At 73.6% G+C, this 17,868-nt stretch carries 13 protein-coding genes and 1 pseudogene; 7 read left to right on the top strand and 7 right to left on the bottom strand.

All coding sequences use genetic code 11. The annotated features are described in order from the left end of the window. Positions 1 to 22: 22 nt before the first annotated feature. Positions 23 to 1,429, bottom strand: coding sequence for an amidase (locus Q9S36_RS26010; RefSeq protein ID WP_311287733.1), 1,407 nt, complete (start codon positions 1,427 to 1,429; stop codon positions 23 to 25). Between the two features lie 86 nt (positions 1,430 to 1,515). Here Q9S36_RS26010 and Q9S36_RS26005 point away from each other — a divergent pair, with 86 nt between their 5' ends. Further along, positions 1,516 to 2,247 carry a class I SAM-dependent methyltransferase gene (locus Q9S36_RS26005; RefSeq protein WP_311287732.1) on the top strand — a complete coding sequence of 244 codons (732 nt, stop codon included), beginning with the start codon at positions 1,516 to 1,518 and terminating at the stop codon, positions 2,245 to 2,247. A 21-nt stretch (positions 2,248 to 2,268) separates the two neighbouring features. Here Q9S36_RS26005 and Q9S36_RS26000 read toward each other — a convergent pair whose 3' ends face one another. Beyond that, positions 2,269 to 2,853, bottom strand: coding sequence for a DNA-3-methyladenine glycosylase I (locus tag Q9S36_RS26000; protein ID WP_311287731.1), 585 nt, complete (start codon positions 2,851 to 2,853; stop codon positions 2,269 to 2,271). 4 nt (positions 2,854 to 2,857) lie between these two features. Continuing rightward, a complete protein-coding gene (locus tag Q9S36_RS25995; protein WP_311287730.1) occupies positions 2,858 to 3,799 on the bottom strand; it encodes a pirin family protein in 942 nt (313 codons plus the stop codon). Between the two features lie 145 nt (positions 3,800 to 3,944). On the opposite strand from Q9S36_RS25995, the gene nemA reads away from it, so the two are divergent. The 3 genes from nemA (at position 3,945) to Q9S36_RS25980 (ending at position 8,928) form a co-directional block, all read left to right on the top strand. Continuing rightward, complete coding sequence (nemA, locus tag Q9S36_RS25990) at positions 3,945 to 5,039, top strand: N-ethylmaleimide reductase (RefSeq protein ID WP_311287729.1); 1,095 nt, start codon at positions 3,945 to 3,947, stop codon at positions 5,037 to 5,039. 71 nt (positions 5,040 to 5,110) lie between these two features. Further along, positions 5,111 to 6,994 (top strand): ABC transporter ATP-binding protein, encoded by a 1,884-nt coding sequence (locus Q9S36_RS25985; protein WP_311287728.1) that lies wholly within the window; start codon positions 5,111 to 5,113, stop codon positions 6,992 to 6,994. Then, complete coding sequence (locus Q9S36_RS25980) at positions 6,991 to 8,928, top strand: ABC transporter ATP-binding protein (protein WP_311287727.1); 1,938 nt, start codon at positions 6,991 to 6,993, stop codon at positions 8,926 to 8,928. The genes Q9S36_RS25985 and Q9S36_RS25980 overlap by 4 nt, the downstream gene beginning before the upstream one ends. 10 nt (positions 8,929 to 8,938) lie before the next feature. Here Q9S36_RS25980 and Q9S36_RS25975 read toward each other — a convergent pair whose 3' ends face one another. The 4 genes from Q9S36_RS25975 to Q9S36_RS25960 are packed head-to-tail and all read right to left on the bottom strand — an operon-like array spanning position 8,939 to position 14,690. Next, positions 8,939 to 10,165, bottom strand: coding sequence for a multidrug effflux MFS transporter (locus Q9S36_RS25975; RefSeq protein WP_311287726.1), 1,227 nt, complete (start codon positions 10,163 to 10,165; stop codon positions 8,939 to 8,941). Then, positions 10,162 to 12,015 (bottom strand): glycoside hydrolase family 15 protein, encoded by a 1,854-nt coding sequence (locus Q9S36_RS25970; protein WP_311287725.1) that lies wholly within the window; start codon positions 12,013 to 12,015, stop codon positions 10,162 to 10,164. Before Q9S36_RS25970 ends, Q9S36_RS25975 begins: the two co-directional genes overlap by 4 nt. Next, positions 12,012 to 13,418, bottom strand: a complete 1,407-nt coding sequence (gene zwf, locus Q9S36_RS25965; protein WP_311287724.1) for a glucose-6-phosphate dehydrogenase — start codon at positions 13,416 to 13,418, stop codon at positions 12,012 to 12,014. The genes Q9S36_RS25970 and zwf overlap by 4 nt, the downstream gene beginning before the upstream one ends. 51 nt (positions 13,419 to 13,469) lie before the next feature. After that, complete coding sequence (locus tag Q9S36_RS25960) at positions 13,470 to 14,690, bottom strand: homogentisate 1,2-dioxygenase domain-containing protein (protein ID WP_311287723.1); 1,221 nt, start codon at positions 14,688 to 14,690, stop codon at positions 13,470 to 13,472. 65 nt (positions 14,691 to 14,755) lie between these two features. On the opposite strand from Q9S36_RS25960, the gene Q9S36_RS25955 reads away from it, so the two are divergent. The 3 genes and pseudogenes from Q9S36_RS25955 to Q9S36_RS25945 all read left to right on the top strand — a co-directional run. Beyond that, complete coding sequence (locus Q9S36_RS25955; protein WP_311287722.1) at positions 14,756 to 15,598, top strand: hypothetical protein; 843 nt, start codon at positions 14,756 to 14,758, stop codon at positions 15,596 to 15,598. Beyond that, positions 15,595 to 16,806, top strand: coding sequence for a fumarylacetoacetase (fahA, locus tag Q9S36_RS25950; RefSeq protein WP_311287721.1), 1,212 nt, complete (start codon positions 15,595 to 15,597; stop codon positions 16,804 to 16,806). Before Q9S36_RS25955 ends, fahA begins: the two co-directional genes overlap by 4 nt. A 51-nt stretch (positions 16,807 to 16,857) precedes the next feature. Continuing rightward, positions 16,858 to 17,856: pseudogene (locus Q9S36_RS25945) on the top strand (glycosyltransferase); the annotation flags it as partial. Positions 17,857 to 17,868: the final 12 nt, after the last annotated feature.

Genomic DNA, 17,868 nt, shown 5'->3' with positions numbered 1-17,868 from the left:
GAAATCGGCTCCTGCACCCTCCTCAGACGGCCTGGATCCGGGGCCAGCCGACGGCTTCCTCGAGCTCGTAGGCCAGGCCGAGGAGCCTCGCCTCGCGGCCCGCACCGGCGCCCAGCATCATGCCCTGGGGCAGCCCCGCCGCGGTCGTCGCCAGGGGCAGGGAGATGGCGGGCTCGCCGGTGGCGTTCTGGAGCGGCGTGAAGGCCACCCAGTCCATCAGCCGGTCCATGATCTCGTCGTAGTCCTGGTCCGGGCGCAGGTGGCCGACGCGGGGGGTCTCGGTGGCGAGGGTCGGCGTCAGCGTGACGTCGTACTGGGCCCGGTGGCGGGCGGCGACCTTCTGCGAGGCGCGCAGGACCGCGATCGACAGGGCCTGCTTGTGGAGGTTGCGGGCGGCGTGACGGGCGAGCCCGAGCGTGAGGTTGTCGAGCCTGGTGGGGTCCCACGACGGGCCGAAGTCCTTCTTGCCGCGCCGCACGATCACCAGCGCCAGCATCGACCAGAAGCGCACGAAGTGGTCGGGGAAGCTCGCCGGCACCGGGTTGTCGATCTCCTCGACGTGGTGGCCGAGCGACTCCAGCAGCGCCGCCGTCCTCAGCGTCAGCTCCCGCACCTCGGGGCTGCAGTCGCGCCCGATGCCCTGGGTGACCACCGCGATCCGCAGCCTCGCGCGGCTCGGGCGGGCGATGTCGCCGACCGGCGCGAGCAACGGGTTGCGCCACACCTTCTCGGCCTCGCGGTAGAAGGCGGCCGTGTCGCGGACCGTGCGGGTCAGCACGCCGTCGGAGACGATCCGCACCGGCATGTCGCGCATCATCCGGTCCTGCGCCAGCCGGCCGCGGGTGGGCTTGAGCCCGACCAGGCCGTTGACAGCGGCGGGGATCCGGATCGAGCCACCGCCGTCGTTGGCGTGCGCGATCGGCACCGCCCCGGCCGCGACCAGGGCAGCCGACCCGGCGGACGAGGCGCCGGCGTAGTGGTCGGGGTTCCACGGCGAGCGCACCGGACCGAGTCGGACGTGGTCGGCGGCGCCGGAGAAGCCGAACTCGGAGAGCTGCGTCTTGCCGAGCGGGATCAGGCCGGTGGCGAGGTACATCCGGGCGAAGTCGCCGTCGGCCTCCTTCGGCGCCGCGGTGAAGGCGTCGGCTCCGTGCTGGGTCGGCATGCCCGCCACGTCGACGTTGTCCTTGACGAACGTCGGCACCCCGGCGAACCAGCCGCCGCGCGGGTTCCGGGCCTCCTCGCGCGCCCGGTCGTAGGCGGCGTACGCCACGGCCCCGAGCGCCTTGTCCACCTGCTCCGTCCGGGCGATGGCGGCCTCCACCACGTCGGGCACCGAGACGGTGCCGGCGCGCAGCGCCTCGACCAGCCCGGTGGCGTCGAGCTCGGCGAGGGCGTCGTCGGCGGAGAAGGCGTGCAGGCGGGTCATGGACGCGCAGCCTACGGACTGCCGCGGCGGTGCGGCAGGGGTGAATTCGGTGGAGTCCGGCGACCGCCTGGGGCAGCGTGGTCGCCATGAGCAGCAGCGACTACTGGACCGCGGAGACCGCGGCGACGTACGACGAGGACTCGGCGTTCATGTTCGACCCGGAGGTGCTCGACCCGGCGGTCGACTTCCTGGCCGCACTGGCGGGCGAGGGCAGGGCACTGGAGCTCGCCATCGGCACGGGCCGCGTCGCCATCCCGCTGGCCGACCGCGGCGTCCGGGTCACCGGCATCGAGCTGTCGCAGCCGATGACCGACGAGCTCCTCCGCAAGCGCCCCGGCTTCCCGGTCGCCGTCGGCGACATGGCCACGACCCGCGTGGAGGGCGAGTACAGCCTCGTCTACGTCGTGTGGAACAGCATCGGCAACGTCCGCACCCAGGCCGAGCAGGTGGCGACCTTCCGCAACGCCGCCCGGCACCTCGCGCCCGGCGGCCGGTTCGTCGTCGAGCTCTGGGTGCCCGGCATCCGGCGCTTCCCGCCGGGCCAGGCCGCGGTGCCGTTCCACGTCGGGCGCCACCACGTCGGCTTCGACACCTACGACATGACCACGCAGCAGGGCACGTCGCACCACTACCGCCGGCACGACGACGGCACGGTCACCTACGGGGAGAGCAACTTCCGCTACATCTGGCCCGCCGAGTGCGACCTGATGGCACAGCTCGCCGGCATGGAGCTCGAGCGACGGGTCGCGGACTGGCACGGTGCGCCGTTCACCAACGACAGCGAGAGCCACGTGTCGGTGTGGCGCAGGCCCGCCTGACGTACGCCGACCCTGCCGGCGTCAGCCCGCGCAGCCGCGGCGGTGGCAGCCGGCGAGGTGGTCGTCGACGAGGCCGATGGCCTCCATCAGGGCGTACATCGTGGTGGGCCCGACGTGGGCGAAGCCGGCCTTCTTCAGCGCCTTGGACATCGCCACCGACTCCGGGGAGGTGGTGGGCACGTCCGCCGTGGTGACGGGGGCCGGACCGGGCTCGGGGCGGAACGACCAGAGGAAGGCCTCGAGGCCGCCCTGCTCGCGCAGCGCGACGGTGGCGCGGGCGTTGGTGATGGCCGCCTCGACCTTGCGCAGGTTGCGCACGATGCCCGCGTCGGCCATCAGCCGCTCGACGTCGGCCGGTCCGTAGGCCGCGACGACGTCGGCGTCGAAGCCGGCGAAGGCGGCGCGGAAGGCCGGGCGCTTGTTGAGGATCGTCAGCCACGAGAGCCCCGACTGGAACGCCTCGAGCGTCAGCCGCTCGAGGTGCGCCGCCTCGCCCGAGACGCGCATCCCCCACTCCGTGTCGTGGTAGGCCCGGCTGACCGGGTCGCCGGCGCCCCACGGGCAGCGGGCGACGCCGTCGTCACCGACGACCGCGGGTGTCCCCACGCGGTCAGTGCCTGAGCTTGAGGCGGACGTTGGGCAGCGCCGGCGCCGGGATCGGCTGCAGCTCGAGGTCGACCACGCCGAAGCGCCCGACCGCGACCTCGCGCCCGTCGGCGACGACGTCGCCGCCGCCGGCGGCGATCTGCTCCTGCCACTCCTGGCGGTAGCCGGCGATCTCGTCGTGGCTGCGGCCGATGAAGTTCCACCACATCACGATGGGCTCGCCGAAGGGCGGGCCGCCGAGGAGGAGCAGCCGCGCCTCCTCGTGGGCGGTGACGGTGATCGTGGAGCGACCGTCGGGGACGTGGCAGAGGTCGCTCGGGGCGAGCTCCTGGCCGTCGACGTCGATCGCGCCCACGTCGAGCAGCACACCGTGCTCGAACGTCTCGTCGACGTCGACCTCGAGCGTCCGGCCCGGGGCGAGCATGAGCTCGGCCCCGAGGAGCGGCGTGTGGGTGACGACGGGCGAGGAGGCGCCGAGGAGCGAGCCGATGAAGACGCGGGCCTCCCAGCCGGGGCCGCGCACCGGCTCGGGGACGAAGTGCTCGAAGCGCGGCTCGACGTGGCGGCTCTCGTCGGGGAGCGCGATCCACAGCTGTGCGCCGTGCAGCACGGACGTGCCGGGGGTGGAGACCTCCGTGTGGCTGATCCCCCGGCCGGCGGTCATCAGGTTGAGCTCACCCGGCCGGACGGTGGCGAGGCTGCCGACCGAGTCGCGGTGCTCGAGCTCGCCGTCGAAGAGCCAGCTCGCGGTCTGCAGGCCGGTGTGCGGGTGGGCGGGGAGGACCATGCCGCCGGTCTCGTCGACCTCGTCGGGGCCGTAGTGGTCGACGAAGCACCACGCGCCGATCAGCGAGCGGTGGCGCTGCGGGAGCGTGCGTCGTACGCGCATCGCCCGGGGACCGCCCAGCGGGACCTCGCGCGGAGTGAGCACCTCGACGTCCGTCATCGACCGCCACGGTACCCGGCCTCGGCAATCCGTGGGGGAGAGTCCGGGCAACCCCGACTTTGGTCGCAGCCCGGCCGCCGTGACCTGCGTCCCACCGGGCACGAACGGTGGAATAGCCGGTGCGCGACCCCGGTTGGGAGCCCTCGTGCCCTCCCTCTTCGAGCCCCTGACCCTCGGCGCGGTGCGCGCCCGCAACCGCGTCCTCATGGCGCCGCTCACCCGGATGCGCGCCACGGCCCCCGGTGACGTGCCCAACGACCTGATGCGCGAGTACTACGTGCAGCGGGCCGGTGCGGGACTGCTGATCTCCGAGGGCACGCAGGTCAGCCCGGAGGGCAAGGGCTACATGGACACCCCGGGCATCCACAGCGACGAGCAGGTCGCGGGGTGGCGGCGGATCACCGACGCCGTCCACGAGGCGGGCGGGCTGATCGCGGCCCAGCTGTGGCACGTCGGCCGCGTCTCGCACGAGTCGCTGCAGGACGGCGCGCTGCCGGTGTCGGCGAGCGCGCTCCCCTACCGCAACCGCACGACCGTGCGCGGGGAGGACGGCCGCCCGACCCGGGTGGCCTGCCCGACCCCGCGGGCGCTGGGGCTCGACGAGATCCCCCGGCTGCTCGAGGACTTCCGCCGCGCGACCGTGAACGCCCGCGAGGCCGGGTTCGACCTCGTCGAGATCCACGGCGCCCACGGCTACCTGCTCCACCAGTTCCTCGCCGCCGACAGCAACCAGCGCACGGACGAGTACGGCGGCTCGCTCGCCAACCGCGCCCGCCTGATGCTCGAGGTGACCGACGCCGTCATCGGCGCCTGGTCGGCGGACCGGGTCGCGGTGCGGATCTCGCCGGTCGGCTCGTTCAACGGCACGACCGACCCCGATGGCGCCGAGGCCGGGTTGTACGTCGCCCGCGAGCTCGGGGCGCGCGGCCTGGCGTTCCTGCACCTCTCCGAGCCCGACTGGGCCGGCGGCCCGGTGCTGGACGAGGACTACCGGCGTGCGCTCCGCGAGGCGCACCCCGGACCGATCGTCGGGGCGGGCAACTACGACCGCGAGAAGGCCGAGCGGCTGCTCCGGGCCGGGCTGGTCGACGCCGCGGCCTTCGGCCGCTCTTTCATCGCCAACCCGGACCTGCCGCGCCGCCTCGCCGACGGGCTGCCGCTGAACGTGCCCCAGCCGGAGACCTTCTACGGCGGGGACCAGTCCGGATACACCGACTACCCGACGTACGGCGCGGCCTGAGCGGAGACCGCACGGGCAGCCGGATATTGCGTCGAGCCGACGTGGGTCCGGCGCCTAGGGTCATCCACGACATGCAGGACTTCCCTCCCCGGATCGCGACGTTCTTCACCGGCACGGACGACGCCCCCACCCCGGACCCCGACACCCGGTCACCCGCGGCGTTCCTCCGCTGGGTCCTCGGCCAGCAGAAGGCGCTGATCGCCCTCTCCTCGCTGTGCTACGCACTGTGGTTCCTGCCGATGACGCTCGGACCGTGGATCTTCGGACGGGCGGTGGACCAGGGCATCGTCGGCGGCTCGACGACGGCGCTCGCCGGCTGGGCGGCGCTGCTGCTCGCCGTCGTCGTGGTCGGGTCGGTGTTCGGCATCGTGTCCCACACGCTGGTGGTCCGCAGCTGGCTGGTCGGCCTCTACGGGACCCTCGAGATGGTCACCCGCAAGGTGGCGCAGATGGGGCACGTGCTCCCGCGCCGCTCCCCCACCGGCGAGGTGCTCAGCGTCGCGTCGAGCGACTCCGACGAGTTCGGCGCGCTGACCGAGATCGTGGCGCGCGCGGCGGGCCAGCTGGCGTCGTACCTCACCGTGGCCTTCATCGTGCTCACGATGTCGTGGCAGCTCGGCCTGCTCACGCTGGTCGCCGCGCCCGTGCTGGTGGGTGCCGCGCTGCCGCTGCTGCGCCCGCTCCACCGCCGCCAGCAGGTCGAGCGGTCCCGGACCTCCGACCTCACCTCGCTCGCCACGGACATCGTCGCCGGGCTCCGGATCCTGCGCGGCATCGGCGGTGAGCAGACCTTCGGCGCCAACTACGACCGCCAGTCCCGGTCCGCCCGGGACGCCGGCGTCGCCGCGGGCATCTGGCAGGCGGTGGTCGAGGCCGTCGGCGTGCTGCTGTCGGGCCTCTTCCTCGTCGCCCTGGTCTGGCTGGGCACCCGCGAGGTGCAGGCGGGCGACCTCACCGTCGGCCAGCTCGTCACCTTCCTGGGCTACGGCCTGTTCATGGTCGGCCCGATCCGGACCTTCTTCGAGCTCGCCCAGAAGGGCGTCCGCTCGCTGGTGAGCGCCCGCAAGGCGATCGCGATCTTCGAGCAGCGTCCTCCGTGGCGCGACCCCGCCGACCCGGTGGCGCTCGACGGCACGGCCGCGCTGCACGACGCCGCGAGCGGGCTGACGGTGACCCCGGGGCTGCTCACCGTCGTGGTGAGCGCGGTGCCCGAGCAGAGCGCGGCGCTGGCCGACCGGCTCGGCCGCTACCTGCCGGCCGACACCGAGCCGGTCGCCGCCGTCGAGGAGGACGACGCCAGGGGCCGCGCCGCGAGACGTGCCCGCGCGGCCCGCGCGCAGGAGCGCGCCCGGATCGCCGCGCAGGACGAGGAGCGCGCCCGTCGGGAGTGGGGCGTCACCCTGGGCGGGGTGGACCTCGCCCGCGCCGAGCTCGCCGACGTACGCCGCCAGGTGCTGGTCAGCGACACCGGCAGCCAGGTCTTCGCCGGGACGCTCCAGGACGCCGTCGACCCGCACGGCCGGCTGACCCGCGAGCAGGCCGAGCACGCCCTGCGGGTGGCCAGCGCCGAGGACGTCTACGACGCCCTCCCGGAGGGCTGGCAGGGCCAGCTCGACGAGCGCGGCCGCGGGCTGTCCGGTGGCCAGCGCCAGCGCGTCGTCCTCGCGCGGGCGATCGCCGCCGACGCCCCGGTGCTGGTGCTCGTGGAGCCGACGTCGGCCGTCGACGCCCACACCGAGGCCCGGATCGCCGAGCGGGTCGCCGACGCCCGCCGCGGTCGCACCACGGTGGTCACCACCGTCTCGCCGCTGTGGCTGCACCACGCCGACCACGTCGTGCTCCTGCACGACGGCACCGTCGTCGCCGAGGGCAGGCACGCCGACCTGCTGGCCGGCGACGACGACTACCGGCGCGTGGTCGCCCGCGCGCTCGACGACGAGGAGGCGGTCCGGTGACCACCCCGACGAGCACCGACCTCCTCGCCACCTCGGCCGACACGTGGCGTGACCGCACGCACGACCAGCCGGCGGTCCCCGACGAGCTGCGCCCGCCCGAGCACGGCGGCGCGCGCGAGCGCAGCCGGGCGCTCTGGCAGCGCCACGAGCTGCGCCGACAGCGCGCGGAGGACGTCTACGCTGCCTCGCGCAACCCGGTGCGCGGGTGGCCGGTCTCGGGCAACCGGGCGGTGCTGGAGTTCTTCGGCGACCTGGTGCGGCGTCGCAAGCGCGCCTTCGCGCTGCTGGTGCTGCTCAACGCGCTCGCGGCGGGATCCGCGCTCGTCGTGCCGCGGCTGCTGGGCGAGCTCGTGAACCGGGTCGAGTCCCAGGGCGCGGCGGTCGAGGGCCTGGACCGGCTGGCCCTCACCGTGGTCGGCGTGGTGGCGCTGCAGGCGCTGTTCACCTTCGGCGCCCAGCGCACGTCCACGCACTTCGGCCAGGACCTCCTGGCCTCGGCCCGCGAGTACGTCGTCGGCACCATCCTGCGGCTGCCGATCGGGCGGGTCGAGGGAGCCAGCACCGGCGACCTCGTCACCCGCGTCACCCGGGACGTCGGCACCATGGCCCGGTCGGTGCAGTGGGGCGTCCCCCGGCTGCTGATCTCGCTGCTGACGGTCGTCCTGTCGGTCGTCGCGATGCTGCTGAACTCCGTCGTCCTCGCCGTCCCGGCGCTCGTCGTCTTCGCGCTCTGCGCCCCCGCCGTGCGGACCTACCTGCGGCGTGCGCCCAAGGCATACATCACCGAGGGGGCGACGTACTCCCGCATCAACACCACCCTCACCGAGACCGTCGAGGGGGCGCGCACCGTCGAGGCCCTCGGCCTGTCGGGGCGCCGGGTCCGCGCGGGGCAGGACGACATCGAGGTCTCCGCGCAGGCCGAGCGCTACGGCATGACGTTGCGCAACGTGCTCTTCGCCGCCCTCAACGGCGCCTTCCAGGTGCCGCAGGTCGTCACCTTGGTGGTGGGCGCCTACGGCTACAGCCGCGGCTGGGTCGACCTCGGCCAGATCACCGCCGCGATGCTGTACGTCGTCGCGCTGTCCGAGCCGCTCGACGCCGTCATCGGCGAGGTGGACCGCTTGCAGGTGGGTGCCGCGTCGACGAGCCGGCTGCTCGGCATCGCCGAGGTGCCGCCGGACCGCGAGGCGGGCGACCGGCTTCCCGACGGGGTCGAGCTGGTCGGCGAGGACCTCCGCTTCGCCTACCGCGAGGGCCACGACGTGCTGCACGGCGTCGACCTGCGCCTGCGCACGGGCGAGCGACTCGCGGTCGTCGGGCCGAGCGGGTCCGGCAAGTCGACGCTCGGCCGACTGCTCTCGGGCATCAACCGGCCCCGCACCGGCACGGCGCGCGTCGGTGGCGTCGACCTCGTCGACCTGCCGCTGGAGGTGCTGCGGACCGAGGTCGCGCTCGTGACCCAGGAGCACCACGTCTTCATCGGCACGGTGCGGGACAACGTCGTGCTGGCGCGCGAGGACTCCTCCGACGACGCGGTCCGCTCGGCCCTGCGCGCCGTCGGCGCGTGGGCCTGGGTGGAGCGGCTGCCGGAGGGGCTCGACACCGTGATCGGGTCGGGCCGCCAGGCCCTGACGCCGGCACAGGCCCAGCAGGTCGCACTGGCGCGGCTGATCATCGCCGACCCGCACACGCTGGTCCTCGACGAGGCGACGTCGCTCATCGACCCGCGCACCGCCCGCACGCTCGAGGGGTCGATGAACAGCCTCCTCGAGGGTCGCACGGTCGTCGCGATCGCCCACCGGCTGCACACCGCCCACGACGCCGACCGCATCGCGGTCGTGATCGACGGCCGGATCGTCGAGCTCGGCAGCCACGACGAGCTGCTCGAGCTCGACGGGGAGTACGCCGGCCTCTGGGCGGCCTGGACGTCCTGAGTTCCGCTCATCAGGCCGCGACAGCCCGTCGCTGGGCGTGCTGGTGCCAGCGCCAGAAGCCCCAGCCGAGGACCACGCACACGGCGGCCGCGACGGCGAAGCCGAGCACCGAGCGACCGGCGTAGGGAGCCAGCAGGGCCGCGCTGACGGCGTTGAACGCCAGGGTGACGAACGACGCCGCGGACATCACCGCGCCCCGTCGGCTCGGCACGAGGTCGAGCATCAGCAGCTGGATGTTGGGGTAGGCCAGGCCGTTGCCGAAGGCGACGAACGAGATGCCGAGCGCCGCCCACGGCAGCACCTCGCCCGCCGGCGTGAGCGCCACGACGATGCCGAGGAGGGCACCGACCGCGCTGACGGCGTAGCCGACCGACACCAGCCGGGAGCTGGTGAAGAGCCGACCGAGCCGACCGCTGAGGACCGAGCCCACCACCATCGCGCCGATCATCGGCAAGAACAGCTTCCAGAAGTCCAGCTCGCCCTCGCCGAGCAGGTCGACGACGAAGATGGCCGCGCCGCCGATGTAGAGGAACTGCGCGCCGAAGACGAGCGTGCCGGCCCAGGCCATGCGGTGGAACGCCGGGACCCGGACGACCTCGGCGAGGCCGCGCACGATCTCGCCGACCCGCAGCGGCACGCGTCGCTCCGGCGGGTGGCTCTCCGGCAGCAGCGCGACGGACAGGCCGACGAGGAGCAGCGCGAGCGCGGCCATGAACCAGAAGACCGTCTCCCAGGGGCCGACCTGCACGAGCAGCCCGCCGACGACCGGTGCGATCGCGGGCGCCAGCCCGAAGATCACCGAGACCTGGCTCATCATCCGCTGCGCCTCGGGACCGTCGAAGAGGTCGCGGATGATCGTCCGGCTGACGATCGTCGACCCGCCGGCGGCAAGGCCCTGCACGACGCGCCCGGCGAGCAGCCACTCGAGGCTCGGCGCGAACGCGCAGGCCACGGACGCGACGGCGTACGCCAGCAGCGAGCCGACGATGACGGGGCGGCGCCCGACCGCGTCGGACAGCGGACCGTGGAACACGCTCATCGCCGCGAAGGAGAGCAGGTACGCGGTCACGACGAGCTGCAGCTCGCCCGCCGAGGCGTCCAGCGCGTCGCCCATCTGCGAGAACGCCGGGAAGGGCGTGTCGATGCTGAACGGGCCGATCATCGAGAGCATGGCCAGGACGAGGGGGATCAGCGCGACGGCCCGCGGGGTCGTGGCGCCGCGGGCGGCTCCGGTCATGCGTGGAGGCTACGGTCCAGGTTGATCACGGCACTGACCAGGCTCAGGTGCGTGAACCCCTGGGGGAAGTTGCCGAGCTGCTCGCCGTTGAGCCCCACCTGCTCGGCGTACTGCCCGAGGTGGTTGGCGTAGGTGAACATCTTCTCGAGCGCGACGCGGGCGTCGTCGAGCCTGCCGGCGCGGGTGAGTGCCTCGACGTACCAGAACGAGCAGAGCGAGAAGGTGCCCTCGTCCGCGGGGGTGCCGTCGTCGTCGGCCGACACTCCGTCGGCGAAGCGGCGCGGGTCGTAGCGCAGCACCAGGCTGTCGGACACCAGGCGCTCCTCGACCAGGGCCAGGGTCGAGAGGAAGCGGGGGTCGTCGGGCGCGACCATCTTGACCATCGGCATCAGCAGCGTGCCCGCGTCCAGGACGTCGCTCCCGGGGAAGGCGGTGAAGGCCTGCAGGTCCTCGTTCCAGCAGTCGGTCATCACCCGGTCGTAGATCGCGTCGCGGACGGCGGCCAGCTCGGTGAGGTCGCCGGGCAGGCCGCGTCGTCGTGCGATGCGCATCATCCGCTCCACCGCGACCCAGCCCATGACCAGCGAGGTGGTGTGGGTGCGGGGCTCGTCGCGGATCTCCCACATCCCGGCGTCGGGCCGCTCCCAGTTCTCCATCAGCCACGACACGACGCGGCGCAGGTCGCTCCACGCGTCGTGGCTGATCCCGCGGCCGTGCTTGTCGAAGAGGTACACCGAGTCGATCAGCTCGCCGTAGACGTCCAGCTGCAGCTGGTCCACGGCCCCGTTGCCGACGCGCACCGGCCGGGAGCCCCGGTGCCCGGCGAGGTGGTCGAGCTCGCGCTCGTGGGGGATCCGGCCGTCGAGGTCGTAGGGGACCCGCAACGGCCCCAGCCGCTCGAGCTCGTCGTCGGACACCTGCTCGGCCGCCTCGCCGAGGCGTTCGGACAGGAACCGCACGAACTCGGCCGCCTCGTCGGTGAACCCGAGCCGCAGGAGGGCGTAGACGCAGAACGCCGCGTCGCGCACCCAGACGTAGCGGTAGTCCCAGTTGCGCGAGCCGCCGATGCTCTCGGGGAGGCTCGTCGTCACCGACGCCACGATCCCGCCGCTGGGCTCGTGGCACAGCAGCTTGAGGGTGAGCGCGGACCGGTCCACCCACTCCCGCCAGCGCCCGGTGTAGGTGCTCTGCGACAGCCACGACCGCCAGAACGCCGCGGTGGCGTCGAAGAGCTCGTCGACGTCGTCGCCGGTGCACCCGCGCGCGTCCTCGCCGGGGTCGAGGACCTCGAGCACGAACAGCGCGGTCTCGCCGGTGGCCAGCGAGACGGCGGCGCTCGCCGATCGGTCGTCCACGTCCAGGGGGACCGTGCTCGAGAGCGCGAGGTGCACGTCGCCGTCCGCGAACCGGACCACGTCGTCCTCGCGGGTGAGGTCGGGCTCCGTGAGCCCGTAGTCGGGGCGCGGCGCCATGGTCATGGTGAGGTCGACGCGGCCGCGCAGCCCGACGACGCGACGCACCAGCCGCTGCCGGTGGTCGGGGTCGTGCGCGCGGAGCACCGGCATGAAGTCCTGCACCTCGACCACGCCCCCCTCGGTCATGAAGCGGGTGACCAGGATGTTGGTCTCCGGGTGGTAGTACTGCTGGCTGCGCGCGTCGGGGTCGTCAGGCCCGATCCGCCACGAGCCGGCGTCCGGGTCGAGGATCGCTGCGAAGACGCTGGGCGCGTCGAAGCGTCCCGGGCAGAACCAGTCGATGGTGCCGTCGGTGCCCACGAGGGCGGCGGTGCGGAGGTCGCCCACGAGACCGTGGTCGGCGATCGCCAGCACGTCGGGCCGCGGCGCGGTCACCGCCCGTCCCGTCCGAGCCGCCACCCGCCGTCGACGAGCCGGAGCGCGGACGGCGGGCCCCACGAGCCCTGGTCGTACGGCTCGGGGTCGGGGCGGTCGTCGAGGACGGGCTGGCAGACCTCCCACAGCCGTCGCACCTCGTCAGCGTGGGCGAACAGCGTGTGGTCGCCGTCGAGGACGTCGAGCAGCAGCCGCTCGTAGGCCTCGAGCGGCTCGTCGTCGGGGAGCTCCTCGCCGAGGTCGAGGCGCATCGTGGCGGGCGCGAGGTCCATCTCCGGGCCGGGCCGCTTGCCGAGCAGGTCGACCTGTACGCGCGCCTCGTCGGTGAGCTCGAGGACCAGCTCGTCGGGCGCCAGGGCCGTGCCGAACACCGTCGAGTCGGGCTCGCGGAACCGCAGGGTCACGGTGCGCCGGGTCTCGGCCATGGCCTTGCCGGTGCGCAGGTGGAAGGGGACGCCGCGCCAGCGCTCGTTGTCGACCCACGCCTCGAGGGCGACGAAGGTCTCGACGTCCGACTCCTCGTCGACGTCGTCCTCGTCGCGGTAGCCGTCGTACTGGCCGAGGACGACCCGGGAGGGGTCGAGCGGGCGTACGTCGTCGAAGACCGCGGCGCGCGCCCGGCGCACCGCCTGTGCCGTCCACTCCCCCGGGTCCTCGAGCGCGACGGCGCCGAGGATCTGGAAGAGGTGGGTGGAGACCATGTCGCGCAGCGCACCGGTCGACTCGTAGAACGAGCCACGGCCCTCCATGGCGAGGGTCTCGGGGACGTCGACCTGCACCGAGACGATGCTCCGGCGGTCCCACGCCGGCTCGAAGAGGGCGTTGGCGAAGCGGAGGGCGAGGAGGTTCTGCACCGCCTCCTTGCCGAGGAAGTGGTCGATGCGGAAGACCTGGTCCTCTTCGAAGACCGCGTGCACGTCGCGGTCGAGCTCGGCGGAGGACGCGAGGTCGAGGCCGAAGGGCTTTTCGACCACCAGCCGGGCGCCCTCGGCGAGCCGTTCGCGGCCCAGCATCGCGACCATCCCGGACATCGCCGTCGGCGGCACGGAGAGGTAGACCAGGCGCAGCACGTCGTCGCCGAGCTCCCCCTCCACCTCGCGCACCCGCGCCGCGAGGTCCGCGCCGTCGTCGGCGTCGGAGGTCACGAACGACAGGCGGTCCAGCAGGTCGCGGGCGACGGCGTCGTCGAGGTCGTCGACGCTCTCGCGCAGCCCGTCGAGCACCTCCGAGCGGAAGTCGTCGTCGGAGCCGGGCGAGTGCCGGCCGCTGCCGATCACGGCGTACGACGTCGGGAGCCGGCCGGCGGCGGCGAGCCGGTAGAGCCCCGGGAACAGCTTGCGCGCCGCCAGGTCCCCGCGTGCGCCGAAGAGGAGGAACACGCAGGGACGGTCGGTGGTCGTCATGCCACCGACGCTAGTGACCACCCGAAGGGGCGGGACCGCCCGCGGGGACGGTCAGGAGTTGCTGTAGACCGCCGGGCCGCTGTCCTCGCCGGAGGCGTCCGGGCCGCGTCCCGCCCAGGTCCAGGCGTAGGCCGGGTCCTCGACCGCGAGCCCGCCCTCGCCGAGCTCGAGCGGGGCGAAGGTGTCGACCATGACCGCGGACTCGTCGAAGTACTGCACGCCGAGGCTGGCCTCGATCGCGCTCGGCTGCGGGCCGTGGGCGTGGCCTCCCGGGTGCAGGCTGATCGAACCGAGGTTGATGCCCGAGCCCTTGCGCGCCTCGTAGTCACCGCCGACGTAGAACATGACCTCGTCGGAGTCCACGTTGGAGTGGTAGTACGGCACCGGGATGGCGAGGTCGTGGTAGTCGACCTTGCGGGGCAGGAAGTTGCAGATGACGAAGTTCCAGCCCTCGAAGACCTGGTGCACCGGCGGCGGCTGGTGGACCTTGCCGGTGATCGGCATGAAGTCCTCGACGTTGAACGTGTAGGGGTAGAGGCAGCCGTCCCAGCCGACGACGTCGAACGGGTGCGTGGCATAGGTGAGCCGGGTGCCGACGATGCCGGCGCTGGTCCGGTGCTTGACCAGCACCTCGACGTCGGTGCCCTCGACCTGGAGCGTCTCCTCGGGCCCGTGGAGGTCGCGCTCGCAGTAGGGCGCGTGCTCCAGGAACTGCCCGAAGCGCGACAGGTACCGCTTGGGCGGGTGGATGTGGGAGTTGGCCTCGACCGCGTAGAGGCGCGACGCCTCGGCGGGCACCCAGCGGTGGTCGGTGGCGCGCGGCACGACGACGTAGTCGCCGGCGCGGTAGGCGATGGTGCCGAAGACGGTCTCGACGACGCCGCTGCCGGACTCGACGTAGACGCACTCGTCACCGATCGCGTTGCGGTAGAGCGGCGAGGGGTCGGTGCCGGTGACGACGTACGCGATCCGGACGTCGTTGTTGCCGAGCACCATCCGGCGGCCCTCGACGGGGCACGTGCCGGTCTGCAGGTCGTGCAGCCTGAGGTGGCGCGGCTTGAGCGGGTGGTTGGGCGTGCGCGACTGGTCGGGCAGCTCCCAGACCTGGCTGTCGGTGATCGCGCTCGGCACCCCGCGGCGGTAGAGGAGCGAGGAGTCGGAGGAGAAGCCCTCCTCGCCCATCAGCTCCTCGCGGAACAGGTGGCCCTGGTCGTCGCGCATCTGCGTGTGGCGCTGCCGCGGCAGCCGGCCGAGTGCTCGGTAGTGCGCCATCGGTCCGCTCCAATCGTCCGATTATCGGACACTGACGTCCGCTATCTGGTGGTTAGAGTAGTCGCGTGTCCACCACTCCTCCACCCCCCGAGCACGACCGTGCGGACGACTTCCCCGAGGCCTGGCGCGCCCTCGTGGACGACGCCGCGATCTTCCCGCCCGGCGACGCCGACCTCCGCGAGGCGCTGCACGCCTACGACGCCCACCGGGCCGAGTGGTGGGCGGGACTCGTCGGGTCGTTCGTGGTCCGCGACACCGACCTCGGGTCGGTGCCGGCCGGCGTGCCCGTGTCGGTGGTGCTGACCAGCGGCGCCGGGGCGATCGAGGGCGTGGCGGCACTGGCCGCGCGCAGGGGCCTGTCGCTGGCCGGCCTCGAGGTCGCCGTGCGCGACGCCGACGACCCCGTCGGCAACGTACGCCGCCTCGACGCCGCGGCCCGCGCCGCGGAGGTCGACGTGCCGCTGTTCGTCGAGGTGCCCGGGCCGGCGACGGCCGCCTGGCTGGCCGCCGCCGACGAGGTGGCCGCGTGCGACCACCGGCTCAAGCTGCGGCTCGGCCACGTCGACCACGACCTGGTGCCCGACGCCGCCACGGTCGCCGGCTGGATCGACGCGGCGCTCGACCGGGAGGTCCGGTTCAAGGCCACCGCCGGCCTGCACCGCGCCGTACGCCACGAGCCGGAGGGCGGGGGCGCGCACGGCTTCCTCAACGTGCTCGCCGCGACCGCGGCGCTCTGGGAGGGCGGCTCGACCGCCGACGCCGTCGGTCTCCTCGAGCAGCGCGACGGCAGCGCGCTGACCGGCACCGACGTGGCCACGGCCCGGCGCTGGTTCTCCTCCTTCGGCTCGTGCTCGGTGACCGAACCCCTGGACGACCTCATCTCACTCGGATTGGTGGACAAGCGATGACAGCGACGACCTGGGTCGAGGGAGCCGCGGGCTCCGGGTTCGACGTCGACCACCTCCCCTACGGCGTCTTCGCGAGATCCGGCGAGCACCCGCGGGTGGCCGTGCGCATCGGCGACCAGGTGCTCGACCTCAGCATCGTGGCGGCCGCCGACATGGTCGACACGCACGCGCTGTTCGACCAGCCGACCCTCAACCCCTTCATGGCCGCCGGCCCCGCCGTCTGGGAGTCGACCCGCGCCTGGATCACCGGGCTGCTCACCGACGAGACCGAGCGCGACCTCGTCGAGCCGGCGCTGTCGCCTCTCGACTCGGTGCGGATGCTGATGCCGTTCACCGTCGGCGACTACGTCGACTTCTACGCCTCCGAGCACCACGCGTCCAACGTCGGGCGGATCTTCCGTCCCGACTCCGAGCCGCTCCTGCCCAACTGGAAGCACCTCCCCGTCGGCTACCACGGCCGCTCCGGCACCGTCGTCGTCTCCGGCACCGACGTCGTACGACCCAGCGGGCAGCGGAAGGCGTCGACGGACGAATCACCCACCTTCGGCCCCTCGCAGCGGCTCGACATCGAGGCCGAGCTCGGCTTCGTCGTCGGCGTGCCCACCGCCCTCGGCGACCGCGTCCCGACCGCCGACTTCGCCCGGCACACGTTCGGCGTGGTGGGCCTCAACGACTGGTCGGCCCGCGACATCCAGGCGTGGGAGTACGTCCCGCTCGGTCCGTTCCTCGGCAAGTCGTTCGCCACCACGATCAGCGCCTGGGTGACGCCCCTGGCCGCGCTGGGGGCGGCGTGGACCGAGCTGCCCGGCCAGGACCCGGAGGTCCTCGACTACCTCGCGGTCGAGGGGCCGGCGGGGCTCGACATCGAGGTGGAGGTGGTGCTCGACGGCGAGGTCGTCGCCCGCCCGCCCTACCGCGCGATGTACTGGTCGCCGGCCCAGATGCTCGCCCACACGACTGTCAACGGCGCCAGCGTGCGGACCGGGGACCTGTGGGCCTCCGGCACCATCTCCGGGCCCGAGCGCGACCAGCGCGGCTCGCTGCTGGAGCTGAGCTGGGGCGGCCAGGAGCCGTTCACGGTCGGAGGCCGCGAGCGCACCTTCCTGGAGGACGGCGACGAGGTGGTGCTGCGCTTCACCGCCCCCGGCACCAGCGGCGGCCGGATCTCCCTCGGCGAGGTGGCGGGACGCATCCTCCCGGCCCGCTGACGTCCGGCGGGTGGTCGCACCCCGTTCACCTCACTGCGCCACCGTGCGCGCATGCGCATCGCCCAGCTGGCCAACTTCGTCGGACCTGCCTCGGGGGGCATGCGCACCGCGCTGCGCGCCCTGGGCGAGGGCTACGCGGGGGCGGGGTGCCGCCGCCTGCTCGTCGTACCCGGCCCGGAGGACGCGCGGACGACCACGCCGCTCGGGGACGTGGTCCAGCTGCGCGCCCCGCGCGTCGGCGGCGGATACCGGCTCATCGTCGAGCCGTGGCGGGTCATCGAGGTGCTCGAGCAGTGGGAGCCCACGTCGGTCGAGCTGAGCGACAAGCTGACCCTGCTGCCGGTGGCGCGCTGGGCCCGGCGCAACGGGGTGGGCTCGGTGCTCCTCTCCCACGAGCGGCTCGGTGACATGCTCGCGCTGCGCACCGGCCTCGACGCCACGAGCAAGGTCTCTATAGGCCTGCTCAACCGGCTGCTCGTGCGCCACGTCGACACCGTGGTCGTCACCTCGGAGTACGCCCGCGACGAGTTCCAGGGGGTCGCCGACGCGGTCGGCTGCCCGGTGGTGCGCGTCCCGCTGGGGGTCGACCTCGCCACCTTCCGCCCGCACCGGCGCAGCCCGGCCGACGGGCTGCGGCTGGTGCACGCCGGGCGGCTCTCGCGCGAGAAGAGCCCGCACCTCGCGGTCGCCACCGCCGTCGAGCTGCACCGACGCGGCGTACCGCTGCGCATGGACGTGTACGGCGTCGGCCCGCACCGCGACGAGCTGGTCGACGTCGCCGGCACCGCACCGGTCCGCTTCCACGGGTACGTCGACTCCCCCGCGCGGCTCAGCCGGGCGCTCGCCCAGGCCGACGTGGCGCTCAGCGTCTGCCCCGGCGAGACCTTCGGGCTGGCCGTGCTCGAGGCGCTCGCCTCCGGCACGCCGGTGGTGACCGCCGACCGCGGCGGCGCCCGTGAGCTGGTCGACGCCGCGTCCGGGGCGTGGGCGGAGCCGGAGCCGGCCGCCCTCGCCGACGCCGTCCTCGACGTGGTGGCCAGGCCCGTCGCGGCGCGGCGCACG

This window comes from Microbacterium sp. ARD31, assembly GCF_031844425.1.
Note: the sequence above shows the minus strand (reverse complement) of the source record. Positions and strands in the feature narration are given on the sequence as shown.